At 39.7% G+C, this 14,222-nt stretch carries 18 protein-coding genes; 4 read left to right on the top strand and 14 right to left on the bottom strand.

All coding sequences use genetic code 11. The features are described from left to right. Positions 1-4: 4 nt before the first annotated feature. The 10 genes from FM071_RS06935 to FM071_RS06890 are packed head-to-tail and all read right to left on the bottom strand — an operon-like array spanning position 5 to position 9,546. The gene (locus FM071_RS06935) at positions 5-790 is read right to left on the bottom strand and encodes an EI24 domain-containing protein (protein ID WP_193110129.1); all 786 of its coding nucleotides are present in this window, start codon (positions 788-790) and stop codon (positions 5-7) included. After that, the gene (locus FM071_RS06930; RefSeq protein ID WP_193110128.1) at positions 791-1,312 is read right to left on the bottom strand and encodes a YtfJ family protein; all 522 of its coding nucleotides are present in this window, start codon (positions 1,310-1,312) and stop codon (positions 791-793) included. After that, positions 1,309-2,268, bottom strand: a complete 960-nt coding sequence (locus FM071_RS06925; protein ID WP_193110126.1) for a DUF3137 domain-containing protein — start codon at positions 2,266-2,268, stop codon at positions 1,309-1,311. The genes FM071_RS06930 and FM071_RS06925 overlap by 4 nt, the downstream gene beginning before the upstream one ends. After that, on the bottom strand, positions 2,268-2,825 hold the full coding sequence (locus FM071_RS06920) for a LemA family protein (RefSeq protein ID WP_193110125.1): 558 nt from the start codon (positions 2,823-2,825) through the stop codon (positions 2,268-2,270). The genes FM071_RS06925 and FM071_RS06920 overlap by 1 nt, the downstream gene beginning before the upstream one ends. 35 nt (positions 2,826-2,860) lie before the next feature. Further along, positions 2,861-4,054, bottom strand: a complete 1,194-nt coding sequence (locus tag FM071_RS06915; protein ID WP_193110123.1) for a BaiN/RdsA family NAD(P)/FAD-dependent oxidoreductase — start codon at positions 4,052-4,054, stop codon at positions 2,861-2,863. Next, positions 4,054-6,276, bottom strand: a complete 2,223-nt coding sequence (locus FM071_RS06910; RefSeq protein WP_193110121.1) for an endonuclease MutS2 — start codon at positions 6,274-6,276, stop codon at positions 4,054-4,056. Before FM071_RS06910 ends, FM071_RS06915 begins: the two co-directional genes overlap by 1 nt. Next, a complete protein-coding gene (locus tag FM071_RS06905) occupies positions 6,267-6,596 on the bottom strand; it encodes a hypothetical protein (protein WP_193110119.1) in 330 nt (109 codons plus the stop codon). The genes FM071_RS06910 and FM071_RS06905 overlap by 10 nt, the downstream gene beginning before the upstream one ends. Further along, positions 6,596-7,909 carry a UDP-N-acetylmuramate--L-alanine ligase gene (murC, locus tag FM071_RS06900; protein ID WP_193110117.1) on the bottom strand — a complete coding sequence of 438 codons (1,314 nt, stop codon included), beginning with the start codon at positions 7,907-7,909 and terminating at the stop codon, positions 6,596-6,598. The genes FM071_RS06905 and murC overlap by 1 nt, the downstream gene beginning before the upstream one ends. A gap of 4 nt (positions 7,910-7,913) precedes the next feature. Next, positions 7,914-8,414 (bottom strand): hypothetical protein, encoded by a 501-nt coding sequence (locus FM071_RS06895; protein WP_193110115.1) that lies wholly within the window; start codon positions 8,412-8,414, stop codon positions 7,914-7,916. Continuing rightward, positions 8,407-9,546 (bottom strand): succinyldiaminopimelate transaminase, encoded by a 1,140-nt coding sequence (locus tag FM071_RS06890; RefSeq protein WP_193112047.1) that lies wholly within the window; start codon positions 9,544-9,546, stop codon positions 8,407-8,409. Before FM071_RS06890 ends, FM071_RS06895 begins: the two co-directional genes overlap by 8 nt. 80 nt (positions 9,547-9,626) lie before the next feature. Between FM071_RS06890 and FM071_RS06885 the strand changes: the two genes are divergently transcribed. From FM071_RS06885 to thiS, 4 genes are all read left to right on the top strand, one after another. Further along, positions 9,627-10,481 carry a hypothetical protein gene (locus tag FM071_RS06885; protein WP_193110114.1) on the top strand — a complete coding sequence of 285 codons (855 nt, stop codon included), beginning with the start codon at positions 9,627-9,629 and terminating at the stop codon, positions 10,479-10,481. A 71-nt stretch (positions 10,482-10,552) separates the two neighbouring features. Next, positions 10,553-11,398, top strand: coding sequence for a hypothetical protein (locus FM071_RS06880; protein ID WP_193110112.1), 846 nt, complete (start codon positions 10,553-10,555; stop codon positions 11,396-11,398). A 71-nt stretch (positions 11,399-11,469) separates the two neighbouring features. Then, positions 11,470-11,964, top strand: coding sequence for a c-type cytochrome (locus FM071_RS10855; RefSeq protein ID WP_193110110.1), 495 nt, complete (start codon positions 11,470-11,472; stop codon positions 11,962-11,964). Between the two features lie 100 nt (positions 11,965-12,064). Further along, positions 12,065-12,265, top strand: a complete 201-nt coding sequence (gene thiS / locus FM071_RS06870; RefSeq protein WP_193110108.1) for a sulfur carrier protein ThiS — start codon at positions 12,065-12,067, stop codon at positions 12,263-12,265. On the opposite strand, the gene acpS is transcribed toward thiS, so the two are convergent. The 4 genes from acpS to FM071_RS06850 form a co-directional block, all read right to left on the bottom strand. Continuing rightward, entirely contained in the window at positions 12,233-12,610 is a 378-nt protein-coding gene (gene acpS / locus FM071_RS06865; RefSeq protein WP_193110106.1) for a holo-ACP synthase, read from the bottom strand. The genes thiS and acpS overlap by 33 nt on opposite strands. Then, positions 12,611-13,168: a flagellar basal body-associated protein FliL gene (fliL, locus tag FM071_RS06860; RefSeq protein WP_193110104.1), complete on the bottom strand. Its 558-nt coding sequence runs from the start codon at positions 13,166-13,168 to the stop codon at positions 12,611-12,613. It lies immediately after the preceding gene. Positions 13,169-13,249: 81 nt separating this feature from the next. Further along, the gene (locus tag FM071_RS06855) at positions 13,250-13,897 is read right to left on the bottom strand and encodes a carbonic anhydrase (protein ID WP_193110103.1); all 648 of its coding nucleotides are present in this window, start codon (positions 13,895-13,897) and stop codon (positions 13,250-13,252) included. Between the two features lie 9 nt (positions 13,898-13,906). After that, a complete protein-coding gene (locus FM071_RS06850) occupies positions 13,907-14,170 on the bottom strand; it encodes a hypothetical protein (protein ID WP_193110101.1) in 264 nt (87 codons plus the stop codon). Positions 14,171-14,222: the final 52 nt, after the last annotated feature.

The following is a 14,222-nucleotide window of genomic DNA, read 5'->3' as shown; positions in this document are numbered from 1 at the left end:
TCTCTTAATCCTCCGCTCTTAATTTTCTGACTTCAATAAAATAACTGTGTCCCAAATAGATGACATAAAATACAGATGCAAAGAAGATAACAAAAGGGATGAGTGAAAGCAGATAGAGTCCCAGTGTTTTGAGTCTGAGTGTTGAACCGTAAAAAAAACGGATCTTCATATCTTCTTCTTTTGTACAGATGTTCGAGCTGACATCGTAGGTCATCATTTTATGAAAGAAGTAATACAGCGGAAAGTTAAAAGCGATGACATTTACTACGGGAATGAAATAAAGTGGAATAAAGAGAAAAAAGAGCGCTATCATGATGAGTACCCATTTGAGTGTAAAAAAGATACTCTCAAAGGCGTTTGAATAGCCTATCAACTCTACATCCTGATAGTGTCGAAACTGTATCTCACGCAGAATATTATGCGTTAAAAAACCAATGACGATCAAAGCCACAAATATAGAAGCGTAGAGTGTTAAAAAACCGCCGATCGTGTAGATAAAAAAGGTTGCTATCCAGGAAGTGAGTGCGGAGCTCATGAGAAACTTCATTATTGCCGTGCCTGCTAAGGTCGCCTGAAAACTCTCAGTATGCGGCACACCGTTTTGTATTGTCGTCTGTGTTGTCTGTACGTCCATCGTTGTCATTTGGTCGATGCCAAGTCCTGCAACGATGAAAAAGAGAATGTAGAGCACTATCATCGAGATGATAAAAGGCATGATAGAGTAGGTGATCATCTTCTTCGTAAAGAGATCTTTAATGCTTAGACTGAGTATGCTTGTTTCGTTGTCCATTTATATGTTTTCCTCTATAAGTTGAAATGCCTGCTGCATATCTTCATCGTTCATTTTTCCTGCTTTGTAAAAAATCACTTTGCCGCTTTTGTCAAAGATGATGATGTCGGAGTTGTCATCGGCAATATCCCACTCATTGACGAGAACTTTGTTTTTGTCTTTGACATAGATGGTTTTTGGAAACTCTTTTTGCTTGCCTTTTAAGATAGACTCGATGATGAAGTTTGGCTTCCATGTCGCAGCTAGATTGATAACGGCAAGACTGCCGAAGTCGCCTTTTTTCCTGTACTCTTTGGCTTTGAGTGCTTGCGAAAAATCTTCATTGAGATCTTTTTCATCGGGATCGACGTAGAACATTACATAGACTTTTTCTTTAAGCATATTGGAGTTCCATGGGGAACCGTCTTTGACAAGCCCGCCGTTCTCTTTCTCTATGACGACCTCTTTTGGTTTCTCTCCAACATTCAGTGCAAAGAGATTTGCAACGGCCATGAGGGCTATGAGTGTTACTTTTATTTTCATTTTTTACTCCACAGTTTTTGATTGAGTTTCAACTCTTCTACAATGCCGATGGCAAGGTGCAGGGTTGCTAAGTACTGCATTGCTATTTTATAGTTTAAAAGTGAACGAAAAACAGCCGGCTCGAACATATCGTCGTTATATTCGATGGCCATATAGATTTTTCCGCGGATGAAAGAGACATATAGCGGGTGTTTTGAACGTTTTTTGTAGTTTAAAAGTTTTTGCATCAATGTATGCGTGAGGATGTATCGCGCTTCTACCTGATCTGTCCCGTAGACGACGAATGCTTTTTCAAATTCTGGCGAGTCCATTTTGACAAGCTGCTTACGTGAGAAGTTATTTGTCTGCAGCCATGAGCCGATGAGGTCTCCAAAAGTAGACTGGGCGTAGTCGGGTAGTATGACAGTTTCTCCATGAAATGTTTTATGAAAATCCGAGATAATAAACAGTCCTTGAAAGATTGTCGTCCATGACTCTCTGCCTTTAGAATCTTTATGACGTTTCTCTGCGTGAAAGTCGGAAAATGCAATATCGATTCCATCTATTTTGCCACGAACATAGTCATTTCCGCTCACACGGTCAGGTCGGGAGGTAAAGAGTTTTGAGCGGTTGAAATTTGCAACAGGAACATGGAGTTCAGGAAGATAGTCAAGATTTTCATCTATTTCGTGAATAAGCGGTGCTATAACCCTTTGTTTGAAATCACTGGTATAGTCACTAACTAAAAAACGATAGAGCCAGCCAAAACCTGCAAGTGCAAAAACACCCATAAAAAAGAGCATATCAATATCAACATATTTATAAATTGAGAGTGCGATAAGGGCAACAGCGATGATATAGACACTCGCAAAGCTGATGACTCTTTGTTTGAGTGCTTTTCTGTCTTCCTCCAGCTCCTGAAGTACAGGGTAGAGGGTTTTGTAGTAGAAGTCTGTAAGTTCGCTGATAGTTTTCATTATTTAGAAAACAACTCACCTACATTGACATTTTTTCTCTCATCTTCTGTGATCTCAAAGACATCTTTTTCTTTGTAACCCATCATAGATGCCATGATATTTGTCGGAATCATCTCTAACGCATTGTTGTAATCTGTAACGGCCTGGTTATAAGCACGTCTGGCTGCCGCTATCTGCTCTTCTACTTCATTTAAAGAGCGCTGCAGGTGCATTACATTTTCATTGGCTTTTAAGTCAGGATAGTTCTCAACGGCTATCATAATGGAACCGAGTGCTTTTGTGATTTTTGCATCGAGGTTCATCTTCTGTTTATCGGAGATATTCGGTCTGTTGGCTTCACTTCTGAGCTTTGTCACCTCTTCAAGAAGAGACTTTTCATGATCCATATATTTTGAAACCGAAGCGACAAGATTCGGGATGAGGTCGTAGCGTTTTTTAAGCTGTGTATCAACAGATGCGAAGATATTTTCAACCTGATTTTTCTTTGCAACAAGAGAGTTGTACATCAAAACGAGAATGATTGCCAGTACTATGAGAATAATAAGAGGTGTTGACATTGTTAACCTTTATTTGTTTTATTTATTATAGCAGATTATTTTTTGATTATATCTTGCGCGGCCAAATAAGCAGATGCCCATGCAAAAGCGAAGTTGTAGCCGCCGCGTCTGCCGACGATATCGAGCACTTCTCCTGTAAAGTAAAGATTCTTTTGTTTGAGTGATTCCATGGTTTTTGGATTGACTTCATTGGTGTCAATGCCACCGCCGCTGACCTCTGCGTGACGAAAACCATGCGTCTCTTCGATTTCAAATCGCCAGTTATTCACACAGTTGGCAATTTTTTTGGCTGTTTTTGTATTAATATCTTTGGCTTTAGTTGCGTGAGGAAATTTTAAAAAGTCTAAAATAGTTGCAGCGATTTTCAATGGCAGAAGACCGACTAAAATATCCAAAAGTGTAAAGTGCGGCAGTTCTTTTGTAAGAGTGGATACATGACTTGCGATCTGCTGCTGCGTGAGGCTTGGAAGCAGATTAAGTGAAACAGCAACATGAGAAAATTCCAACAGTGCTTTGGATGCTGCCTGCGAGATATCTAAAATGGCAAAACCGGAGATACCGTAGTTCGTAAAGAGGATGTCGCCTTTGGCACTGAGTTCTTTTTGATAGTTGATAAAGAGTGTGACTTCTCCATCAACTTTGGCACCTGCCATTTTATGAATAAACTTGGAATCAATCTCTAGCTGGACAAGGGAAGGATAAGCAGGGATGATGTTGTGTCCAAACTCACGTGCAAACTCCTCTCCGTCACTGTTACCGCCAAGATGTGAAGCCGCACGTGAGCCGGTAGCGACTATGAGGGCATCGTATTTTGTTATAAACTCTTTAATGGAGTTTATCTTGGCATTGGTATGAAAGATGACACCAAGACTCTTTGCATACTCTTCAAATATCTTAGCGACACTTTTGGCCTCGTTTGAGAGTGGATAGGCTCTGCCGTCTTCTTTAACATCAAGCAAAAGCCCTATGGAAGCGGCAAATTTCTCAAATGCTTTAAATCCAAACTCACGCAGAGCGTACTCAACAAAAGCAGGGTTTTGGGAAAAATAGTCATTGTGTGAGAGGTTTGCGTTGGTAATATTACAACGGCCGTTTCCCGAGACCAGAATCTTTTTGGCAAGTTTGTTGTTCTGCTCAAAAAGTGAAACTTCCAAACCTGCACGGGCACAGAGTATGGCACTCATAAGTCCCGAAGCACCTCCGCCGATAACAGCTATATGCTTCGCCATTAGAGATAGACCACTTTCGCACCAAATCCACCCATATGCTGTGGCGCGTCATCGAAACCTTTTACTCTCGGGTGTGTTTTTAGAAACTCTTTGACGGCATAGGAGAGTTTTCCTGTACCGATACCGTGATAAACAAGTACTTCATCCCAGCCGTTGATGAGGGCATCGTTTAAGAACTTATCAAGCACTTCTGTGGCTTCATCGGCTCGCATGCCATGCAGATCACATTTCAGCCCTGCTTTTTTTGTGACATTGAGGTTGACATTCGTTTGTGGTTTTGGCTTGACGATCTTCGTGTGTTTGAGATGTTTTGTTTTGACACGGACCTTCATACTGTTTGCTTCGATGATAGCTTCGTCTTTGCCTTTCATAGAGACGATTACACCGCTTTGTGAGTGGTATTTTACTTCATCGCCGACATTGAAGGCTACGTCTTGTTTGATATGCTCTTTTTGTTCACGCGGCAGTTTTTTATTGGCTTTGTTCATGGCACGGTGAATGGCTTTTGTGTCACCCTCACGTGCTGCTTTTTTCGCCTCATTTATGGCAAGGTCGTACTCACGTTTAAGTTCTGCTTTCTGACGTTGGAGCTCTTTTTGCAGTTCATCTTTCTGCTCTTTTAAAGCACGCTCTTTTTTTTGCAGCTCTTCGAGTTTTTCATCAACCGCTTTATGCTTCTGTTTGAGTTCACGTTCAAGCTGACTTCCACGTTCAATAAGCAATGAGAGTTTTTCAGAATTATCTCCGTAGACTTTTTTGGCTTCGTTTACGAGTTTGTTGGCAATGCCGTAGCGTGATGCCGTTTCAAAGGCATAGCTTTTCCCAATGATTCCCTGCATGAACTCATAGGTTGGACGGCGAGCCTCTTCATCATACACGGCAGCCATCAACTCCACATCGTCACGGTCTGCCATAAGGGCGGCGAGACGTTTATGGTGGGTTGTAACGACGACTTTTTGTCCGCGATTTATCAAGTCGTCAAGTATTACCTTAAAAAGTGCCGCTGCTTCATCTGAGTCTGTTCCGAGTTCTATCTCATCGACACCGACAAGGGCAGAGCGGTATTCAAAGATACGTGAGAACTGCTGCATACGTCCTGCAAAAGTCGAGATGTCATTTTTTACATTTTGTGGATCATCGATGATGGCTTCGATAGCTTTGAAATTTCCTATATGCGATTTGTTGTCATTGAGCTTCATTGGGATGATGTATTTTGCCATAAAAGCAGATGCTAGAATTGATTTGAGAAGCATCGTCTTACCACCGGCATTGACACCTGTTATCATCAAAATATTTTTTGAAAAATCAACGCTGATAGGCTTGGCATTATGCAGAGCAGGGTGGATAAAATCTTTTAGAAGAATCTTGGAGTCTTTTTGACTCTTGACAAGCTGCATGTTCTTGCTCTTTGCAAACAAAACACGTGCCTGATAGTTGTCGAACTTTGTAAACTCTTTGTCGATGAAGTTTATAAAAGGCAGAAGCTCACTTAGTTTTGCAGAGAACTCTTTTGCATAACTGTAAAAGATAGCTTCACGCTCCTGCTCGATGTAGCGGATCTTCTCTTTTGTCTTTAAGATCGCATCAGGTGCAACATAGAAAAAGCCGCCGCTGCTGCGTCCGACAACGGCACCTTTGAGGACATGGTTAAAACCGCCGCGAACAAGCAGACACTCTTCATTGTTGATGTAGTGCACCTGTGTGTCGATGAGATAGCCGGCAAGTTTCGAGCTGTTCATCATACGTTTGAGTGCGCCGCTCATCTCATTTTTGTACTCTTTTATTCTTTGTGAGAGTCCAAAGAGCGTCTCATCGAGATTCTCTTCAAATTTTCCGTCATGGGTAAAGTATTTCTCTATCTCGGTAAAGCTCTCAGGAGTGACAATTTTCTCCATCCACTCGCCGATGAGCCCTTCAAGCTCACGATTTTTAAAGTAGCGAAAATAGCGCACAACTTTGACAAGTTCAAATATCTGTTCAAAATTAAGAACACCATGTTTTTTCAGATGCAGTTTTATCTCTGTAAAATCTGCAACCTTCGGTGGTGCGTTGAACTCAAGTGCATCGAGCGCTTTAATGTAGCGAAAATGCAGTTCCTGATCACCTTCGATGTAGAGAGAATGACTGCGTGAGAAGAATGATTCAAATTCACTAATGTGCTGCGTGAGGTCAAGCTGCGTGATGAGCTTTGTGATCTTGTTCTGTTTTGGATCTACTGACATGTAAAGGCGTCTATCATCTCTGCATAGTGCGGAGTGTTTTTCTTTCCTATAAAAGTGTAGGTACCAACACTCAGTGAGTAGTTCGATGCATTGACATCTCTGTTGCCGCAGCGAATTGTTTTTCCCTGTTCATACTTTATGACGATCTCAAGCATCTTCTCTCTTTGAGCATCCTGGTATTTATTGTATGCAACGGCACTCAAAATCAGTATCAGTATGATAATAGCAGCACTGATTTTTTGTTTTGTGCTGAGTTCAGTAAAGTAGTGCATGGCAAGGGTCAACAGTCCTACAATTATGAGTCCGTAGATATATGCCACTAACTCGCACCCCGTATCTGGTAGGTAATATCTCCGGCACCAAAGCCGATGATAAGTCCTTTATCAAGTGTTTCAAGATCCTCTTTGTCTTTAATGACCGTGATAGTGTTGTTGGCTCGCTTGATAGAGTCTGCCATCGTAAGGTTATACTCTTTAAACTTCTCTTGAAAGTCGATCTCACGTGGTGCTTCGCCGGCTGCCCAGACAGGGAGAATGATAAGTTCCGCCGCACCTTCAAAACACTTGATGAACTCTTCAAGATTATCGATAGTTCGAGAGTATTTATGCGGCTGCCAAATAGCGGTGATCTTATCGAAACCTTTGAGCTGGGCATACTCTTTGACAGATTCAAATGTCGCTTTTATCTCTGTAGGATGATGGCCGTAATCATCAATGATAACACTGTCGTTTTCAAGCGAGATGATGTCAAAACGTTTTTTAATGCCTTTGAAAGTAAGCAGTTTTTGACGAATCGTTTCTATATCCATTGACTCCTGAGCTGCAAGTATTGCAAGTGCTGCATCAAGGGCAATATGCTTCCCAAAGCCCCATACATCAAAACTGCCAAGGTCACGAAGAGTAAAACGTGTATGCGGTTCATTATTGAGAAGAACATACTCTATGTTTTGAATATCTTGTGAAGGATAGAGCCATTGTGCGTCGATCTCATCTTTGAGTGTTGCCAAAAATGGATCTTCTGCATTGAGCACTCTGTGTTTCGCTGACTTTATAAATGTCTTGTAAGAGTCGTAAAAACGTTCATAGTTGTAGTCATAGTATTCCATATGCTCAGGTTCGGCATTGATAACGATAGCACAGTGCGGATTTGAGTTTAAAAAACTACCGTCGGATTCATCAGCTTCAAATATCATCATATCACTATTTTCATCATAACGTACATTTGATCCGAAGGCTTTGGATTCTGCACCGATTATTGCTGAACCGTCCATGATGGAAGTGAGGATGGCAGTTGTCGTACTTTTACCGTGAGCACCGGCAACAGAGTATACTTTTTGATCATCTAAGATCTTGAGCAGTGCTTCACGGCGAGCAAGCACTTCGATGCCTTTTTCTTTTGCCGCTACGATTTCAGGATTGTCAGGACGAATGATGGCTGAATGCACTACTAAATCCTGATCTGTGATGGCAGAAGCTGCGTGAGGAACAGTGACATCAATGCCTTGATTACGCATTTTTTTGGTAATAACGGTCTCTTTTATATCTGAACCGCTTACGGTATGACCTTTGTACTGCATGTATTGTGCAAGCCCGGAGATGCCGATACCACCGATGCCAATAAAGTGAATTTTCATACCGTTATTCCTCTGTGCTTTTGTTATTATCTAGCAACTCTTGTGCCTCTTTTGTAAAGCGAGACACATAAAAAGTGCCGGTATTTTCAGTCTCCTGCAAGTCTGCAAGCTTTTCTAAAAAATCGTCCAACGCAAGATTCTCTGAAGCAGCTGAGCGATGGATTTTCATAGCATCTGAAAACTTCTCGTCATTGCTGAGGCCTCCAAGCACTTCAAAAAGAGCGGCAGCATCACTTGGTTTTCCTGCTGAGTAGTGTTCCATTGCGTATTCATAGAGGGCACGCAGTGTTGCAAAATCCTGTACTTCATTCATATCCATAACGCGGTGTGCCTCAAGTGTCTCTGTCAGCTTTTCAAGCGCGAGATCGAGAATGTTTGCGTAGTATCCGTGGAGTGTCTCTTCATCGAAGAGTTCATGGGTTTGCTGCTCAAGAATATAGAGTGATGCGATATCGGCCTCTTTATGAGCCTCTAAAATTTTAGCTTTGAGATCTTCTTTATTCACCTAAACACTCCTTTATGCGCGTTAATGCTTCTTTGGTCTTTTCTACACTCTCAACAAGAGCGATCCGTACATACCCGATTCCAGGATTTTTCCCCTCAGAATTTTTACGGGCAAGATACTCTCCGGGCAGTACTTTGACATTGTACTCTTTGTAGAGTTTTTTCGTAAATGCAAGTGCATCGCCGACATGAAGCCATAGATAGAAAGTGGCTTCAGGGATCTCTACTCCAAGTATCTCTTGTGCTACGTGGAAATTTTCCTGATATATTTTGCGTGAGGCAGCGACATGGGCTTCATCACTCCATGCGGCGGCAGCAGTTGCCTGCAGCGGCAACGGTGAAGCACAACCGACATAGGTACGGTACTTCATATATTCTTTTAATATCTTTGCATCACCCGCGATAAATCCGGAACGTAGTCCCGGCGCAGAGGAGCGTTTGGAGATGGAGTTTATTACAAGGGTATTTTTAAAATCTTCATTGCCGACATGTTTTGCCGCTTCAAGCAGAGAAGGTACAGGCTTGTCTGTGTAAATTTCACTGTAGCATTCGTCATTTAAAAGAATAAAGTCATATTTCAGTGCCAGCTTTACCCACGTACCGAGTTCATCAAGAGAAAGTGATGCTGTTGTGGGGTTGTTTGGAAAATTAATGATGACGAGGTTACAGCTTTTTAACTCATCTTCATTGATTTGTGGTTTAAAGTTGTTCTGTGCATCGAGATTGAGATGAATGACTTTGGAGCGAGTGGCAATGGCTGCACCTTCATAGATCTGATAAAAAGGATTTGTATATGCCATGACAGGATTTTCTTTTTCAAAAAGCAGAAATTGCGGGAAATTGAAAAGTACTTCACGCGTTCCAAAAGTAGGAATGATCTCAGCATCGGTAAGTGAGATATGAAAACGTCTCTGCATAAAACCGCGCATAGCCTCACGCAGCTCGGTTTCACCTGTTGTTTTAGGGTATTTCTTTAGCAGTGCCGTATTGTCGCAGAGTGTTTTTTGTATAAAGTCCGGTGTCTCGAACTGCGGCTCACCAATAGTTAAAACAGAGGGGGTATAGTTTTTATTTGGTATAATGTCTTTTAGTAGGTCATTTAGTTTTTCAAATGGATATGGCTCAAAATGCATGTTTTTCACTTTATTAAATTAGTGCAATTATATCGAAAAACTATTTATCGATTATTAGTATTATCAATTTAGGACTGCATATGAAAATAGGACTGAGCATCGTTATAATTATCTTGGCAGTGTTGAGTACACTTTGGCAGTTAGATGCGGAGGCGATGACAATGCTTGACGCTTCATTTGACAGAGCTATGGTGGCATTTGGACTTGCAAAAGCCCTCAATGCTGTTATCTCGTTAATTCAAGGTACAGAACTTTCACTTACGCCTGTCGGTATAGGGCTTAATTTTAGTGTGGGTGAGGTTTTAGATCCTTTCAATGATATTGTCGAGCGTTTTTCCTGGGTAATGCTCTTATCATCGGTAGCTCTTGGCATTGAAAAACTACTTTTGATCTTTAGCTCAAAACTTTTTTTACAGATTGCTTTAAGTCTCAGTGGTGTGCTGACTTTATCTTTTTTATGGATAAAAAAACTAAAAAACAGCCTCTTTTTGGCATATAGCTTGAAAATCTTTTTGTTTCTACTTGTCATCCGGTTTGCCGCGGTTGTATTTGTTTACTCTTCGCAAATACTTTATGATTCTTTACTGCAAAATGAATATGTGCATGCAACGAAGGTAATAACAAAGACAAAGACAGAACTTGAAGCGATAGAAACAAAGAACAAATCGATACTTCAGCAGAAAAAAGAGCAGGGTTTTCTTGATTCTCTTGGCAGTAAATATGATAGTGTCGTTGAAAGTCTTAATCTTTCAAAACAGCTTGATAGTTTAGAAAAGAGTATCGATGATGCAACACGTAATATAATTTCGCTCATTACTGTTTTTGTAGTGCAAACTGTGCTTTTTCCTCTTTTGTTTTTATGGTTTATAATTGCAGTGATCCGCTGGATATTCGGATATGAAAATGATAAACTGATCAAATATATCATCTACTAAATAAAATATTGCTATTATATTCTCTTACATTTAGAGTAGGTGATTTTCAACCCTTTTATTTAGGAGAATAGATGAAAAAGATAATTATTGTTTTATGTGTGCTGCTTTCTTCTGCAAGTTATGCAGTAGAATATGATTTGAGTGTAGGTGTCCATGATTTTATTGTACAGGATATTAAGAATGATGTGCCGCAAGATGGTTTGCCAAAGGGGACATCACATACATTAGGCTTAAACACTGCTATTTACGTTAAACATGTAACACAAAATGGCATAAGCTTGGCAGCAAAGATCGAAGCTTTTATCGACAGAGACAAGGATCATCTTGATCCAGATCATTATTCTGTTTGGTTTGATGCTTTTGTAAAGGCCAATGGTCCTATGTATACAATCAATGAAAAAAACAGATTGAACTGGCATTTATTGATGGATAACAGACAAAATACTGTAAGTTCGGTAGAAAGAGAAGTCCGACAACATGTAGGTGTTGGATATCTCTTTGACAATAATCATTTGAGTTTTGGAGCAAATCTTTATTTTGGGTTTTATTATATAGAGTTTGATGATGATGTTCCTGTGAGTAGAGGATATGAAAGACAAGACCTTGATGACGGTGAATCTTCAAGTATCGTTGAATTTACAGGAAAATATGCAATAAATAAAGATTTTGTTTTAACTATAGGCGCAAAACAGTATAGTGCAAATACTGGTTTTGAGAAACTTGAACAAGACTATGAATTCCATGCAGAGTATGGAGATGGTTCATTTCTTAGTGAAGGTGCTAAGCTGAATCTTAAAGTGAAGTATGTAAAGTATGATCTATCAAGATTTTATAGACCTGATATAGGTGTATCGGTTCTTCCATTTGATAATGATATGATCGTTCAGGCTTATATAACTGTGCCGATTCAGTTTTAAAAAAAGAGTATCTCATAATATGTTTTTTAAATTTTGATATAATCATTATATAAAAAATACGAGGAATAATTATGAAAAAAATAGCTTTATCTGCCATTGTGGCACTTATTTTAATAGGATGTGGTGATAATCAATCAAAGACACAACAAGAAGTGAAAAGTACAACACCTGTAGAAAAAGTAGCTGTTGCAGAAAAACCGGCAGTACCAAAAATAGAACAAACAGCTGCTACTCAAGAAAAAGTTACGCCAACAGTAACAGCTCCTGCAGTGACTAAAACTGAAGAAGCATCAAAAGAAGCAGCTGTCACAGTCGCATCTACTGCACCGGATGGAGCGAAACTCTTTACAGCATGTGCAGGTTGTCACGGTACAAAAGCTGAGAAAAAAGCACTTGGTAAATCACAAATAATTGCAGGTTGGAATGCGACTAAGACAGAAAATGCACTAAAAGGCTATCAAGACGGTACATATGGCGGTGCAATGAAAGCAGTGATGCAAGGGCAGGCTTCAAAACTAAGCGATGCTGACATAAAAGCACTGGCTGAGTATATTTCAAAACTTTAGCATTAAGTTTTCTTTAGCTTTGCGTTACGAGGATAAGTATTGATGCTATATTCAAGTAACAGTGGTACAATTTTGAAAATTTATGCTTAGGAATATAGAGATGAAAGTCATTGTAAATGGAGAAACAAGGGAGTTTGCAGAGAAAACGACACTTCAAGAAATCCTTCAAAAATTATCACTTGAAGGAAAAGTCATGGCTGCTGCTGTGAATATGAATATCATCAAACAAGATTCCTGGAACAATTATATCATCCATGACGGAGATAAGCTAGAACTCCTTGACTTTGTCGGCGGAGGTTGATGTCTCCAATGTGACAACGGCTATTGCAAATTCTCCGTCATGAGTAATGGAGAGGGCAACTTGTGTGATGTCGAATTTTTGGATTATCCTGCGTGAGAGAGCAATTTTTGGGGCACCTTGTTTGTCTTTATATATTTTAATGTCATGAAAAGAGCAGTCAGCACCTATTCCCGTACCCAATGCTTTTGAAAAAGCTTCTTTTGCAGCCCAGAATCCAGAGGCAGTAGTACCATTTTTTACAAGTTCTATCTCTTTTTCGCATAAAAACCGAAGAAGCGCTTTCTTGCCAAACTTCTTTAACAAGCGTTCCATGCGAGGAACACTTATCAAGTCAATACCAATCATCTACTGAATAACAAACTCAGTAAAATAGATGCCTTTTATTCTACCATCTGTAAGCATGGCATTCAAAGTATCCATAATCTGCTCGGAAACTTTTTGTTTCCCTTTCTTTGATGATATTTCTTCTAATGTTTTGGAAGAGAGTATGCGAATGATTCTGTCTCGAAGTACCGGGGCTTTTGCATCGAGTTCCATACTTAACTCTTCGCCTTCGAGTTCAAGGGACATAGTAACTTTCAGATATCTTCTTCCCGAATCACTTTTTAAATTTACCGTAAATGTGTCTAATGGATAAAGCGTACCGATCTGGTCAAGTGTTCTTGTGTCTTCAAGTGCACTTGAAGCACTTCTTCGGCTCTGTTTTGATACAGTTTTCTCTTTTGCCTGTGGAGCAGATGTAGCGTCTACAGCCTCGTCATCACCACTCATAAGAAGTACTGCTACTACAGCGCCTATGATAATGATAAGTATCAGAACAACAATGATGATTATCATCAGTAAATTACTTGATTTTTTCTCTTTGGGTGCAGATTCTTCTTCTGTTGTCTCTTCTTCAGCCATATTTCTTCCTTGAAATTATAAAATTATAATAGTTTTGTTAGTATATCGAAAATTATGAAAAATTATTTAGTATTTTTTTTGCTAATTTTGTAAAACCAACTCTTTGAGTGGTAAAAACTCATAAGTATCAGCATTGTAATACTCAATTTTACCTGTTTCTATGTCATAACACCATCCATGTATGTGCAAAGAACCATCTTCAAAATATTTTTTGACACTTGGATACGTTAGTATATTGTCAATTTGATTGATAACTGAGAGTTTTTCGGTCAAACGCAGCAGTTCATCTTTAGGTGCATTGGCACCAAGACTTAATATCGCTGATTTTTTTGCATTTTCACCAAGTTCAAGCCATTTTTTTGTATGAATAAGAGATTTATCTTCAATAGCTTCAAAGAGATGTTCGCAAGCACCGCAGTGTGTATGCCCACAGATAATGATCTCCTGTACCTTCAAAACACTCACTGCATACTCAATGCCTGATGCCGTTGCATGAAAATCTTCATCGGGTTTATAGGGAGGTACAAGATTGCCAACATTGCGGATGACAAAAAGATCACCGGGATTGGTTTGGAGCATCATGTCCGGAATGACACGCGAATCAGAACAGCCGATAAAAAGGGCTTTTGGTGATTGACCGCTTTTTACGAGTTCAAGAAGGGACTCTTTGTTCTTTTTAAAGTATGTTCGAAAGAGTTCATTGCCTTTTGCATACTCTTGAAGATTCACTATCCGTCCTTATGAACAGCAGGTGATATGTAAAGACTTCATGATGTCTTCAAAAATATCTCCGGTCTCACGGTCAGAATCATGATACTCAATGACCAATACCTCTTTTTTGCCATTGGCAACTTTTGTCGTATACATCTCTTCAGGTTTTCTATCGTATTTTGCCAAGATGGAATCTACATGTTCATTTACACACTCTTTTTCTTCAGGTGTTTCATAAGCAATAGCCAATCTTGCAAATCTCTCTTCACTTCTAAATTCAGTATCAATCATTTTTTACCTTCAAAAATTTTATTTGGGTATTATACAACCATTCTGAAAAAAA

Origin of the sequence: Sulfurimonas paralvinellae, assembly GCF_014905135.1 — a bacterium.
GTDB lineage: Bacteria > Campylobacterota > Campylobacteria > Campylobacterales > Sulfurimonadaceae > Sulfurimonas > Sulfurimonas paralvinellae.
Note: the sequence above shows the minus strand (reverse complement) of the source record. Positions and strands in the feature narration are given on the sequence as shown.

Bases quoted from the DNA above. Each gene is read 5' to 3' on its own strand.
- FM071_RS06935 (WP_193110129.1), bottom strand. From the start codon at position 790: ATGGACAACGAAACAAGCATACTCAGTCTAAGCATTAAAGATCTCTTT.
- FM071_RS06930 (WP_193110128.1), bottom strand. From the start codon at position 1,312: ATGAAAATAAAAGTAACACTCATAGCCCTCATGGCCGTTGCAAATCTC.
- FM071_RS06925 (WP_193110126.1), bottom strand. From the start codon at position 2,268: ATGAAAACTATCAGCGAACTTACAGACTTCTACTACAAAACCCTCTAC.
- FM071_RS06920 (WP_193110125.1), bottom strand. From the start codon at position 2,825: ATGTCAACACCTCTTATTATTCTCATAGTACTGGCAATCATTCTCGTT.
- FM071_RS06915 (WP_193110123.1), bottom strand. From the start codon at position 4,054: ATGGCGAAGCATATAGCTGTTATCGGCGGAGGTGCTTCGGGACTTATG.
- FM071_RS06910 (WP_193110121.1), bottom strand. From the start codon at position 6,276: ATGTCAGTAGATCCAAAACAGAACAAGATCACAAAGCTCATCACGCAG.
- murC (WP_193110117.1), bottom strand. From the start codon at position 7,909: ATGAAAATTCACTTTATTGGCATCGGTGGTATCGGCATCTCCGGGCTT.
- FM071_RS06890 (WP_193112047.1), bottom strand. From the start codon at position 9,546: ATGCATTTTGAGCCATATCCATTTGAAAAACTAAATGACCTACTAAAA.
- FM071_RS06885 (WP_193110114.1), top strand. From the start codon at position 9,627: ATGAAAATAGGACTGAGCATCGTTATAATTATCTTGGCAGTGTTGAGT.
- FM071_RS06880 (WP_193110112.1), top strand. From the start codon at position 10,553: ATGAAAAAGATAATTATTGTTTTATGTGTGCTGCTTTCTTCTGCAAGT.
- FM071_RS10855 (WP_193110110.1), top strand. From the start codon at position 11,470: ATGAAAAAAATAGCTTTATCTGCCATTGTGGCACTTATTTTAATAGGA.
- thiS (WP_193110108.1), top strand. From the start codon at position 12,065: ATGAAAGTCATTGTAAATGGAGAAACAAGGGAGTTTGCAGAGAAAACG.
- acpS (WP_193110106.1), bottom strand. From the start codon at position 12,610: ATGATTGGTATTGACTTGATAAGTGTTCCTCGCATGGAACGCTTGTTA.
- fliL (WP_193110104.1), bottom strand. From the start codon at position 13,168: ATGGCTGAAGAAGAGACAACAGAAGAAGAATCTGCACCCAAAGAGAAA.
- FM071_RS06850 (WP_193110101.1), bottom strand. From the start codon at position 14,170: ATGATTGATACTGAATTTAGAAGTGAAGAGAGATTTGCAAGATTGGCT.